The following is an 826-nucleotide window of genomic DNA, read 5'->3' as shown; positions in this document are numbered from 1 at the left end:
TCGACCAATCCCGCAGCTTCTCCAGCCCGCGAGCCCAACGGGGCCCGCTTGAGCCGTGTGCGGTGAACAGCTGCACGCACGGTTCTGAGGGGGCGGGGACGCAGCAATGCGTCCCCGCTACCCGACTGATCATTGGTAAGAACAACGCGACTGCGATCGGGACCCTGGTCGAGCGGACCACCGGCTATGTGATGTTGCTGCACCTGCCCGAGGGATACAAGCCCGAGCAGGTCGCCCCGGCGTTGGCCGCGAAAATCCAAACCCTTCCCCAACTGCTGCGCCGCTCGCTGACCTGGGACCAGGGACCAGAGATGCGCGACTGGAAACAGGTCAGCATCGTGCAGACATCGAGATCTTCTTCTGCGACCCGCACAAGCCCTGGCAGCGCGGGTCGAACGAGAACACGAACGGCCTGCTGCGCCAGTACCTTCCCAAGGGGACTGACCTGTCCGTGCACAGCCAGGCCGACCTGGACTGGATCGCCGCAGAGCTGAACGACCGGCCCCGTAAGAGGCACGGCTACGCCAAGCCCGACGAACTGATCGGCCCGCTGCTGCAGACATAACGGCGGGGGTGGTGCGCCACACCGGGAGTGGCCGCCCCGATAGCCAGCTGGCCAAAAGGGGTAGGGCTCGCAGTCAAGGGTGGGGGCGCAGCCCCATCGCGCCAGCGACGCCGCAAGGCGCCCTTGACGGCGAGACCTTCCCCTCAACATCGCCGATCGGGCGGCCACGACCCCTCCACTTGCCAACCGCCTAAGCCTTTTCTGCCAAATCTGCCGACCGCTACGCTCACCCGCAACAAGCAGCCGTGTTGCGACCACCGC

At 66.2% G+C, this 826-nt stretch carries 1 pseudogene; it reads left to right on the top strand.

Annotation, left to right across the window (positions count from 1 at the left end):
• Nucleotides 1-125 precede the first annotated feature (125 nt).
• A pseudogene (locus ABNF93_RS34680) lies at nt 126-565 on the top strand (IS30 family transposase); the annotation flags it as partial.
• Between the last annotated feature and the right edge of the window lie 261 nt (nt 566-826).

It is taken from the genome of Actinopolymorpha sp. B9G3 (assembly GCF_040120725.1).
Classification (GTDB): domain Bacteria; phylum Actinomycetota; class Actinomycetes; order Propionibacteriales; family Actinopolymorphaceae; genus Thermasporomyces.
This window is presented reverse-complemented; position numbering and strand designations above follow the sequence as displayed.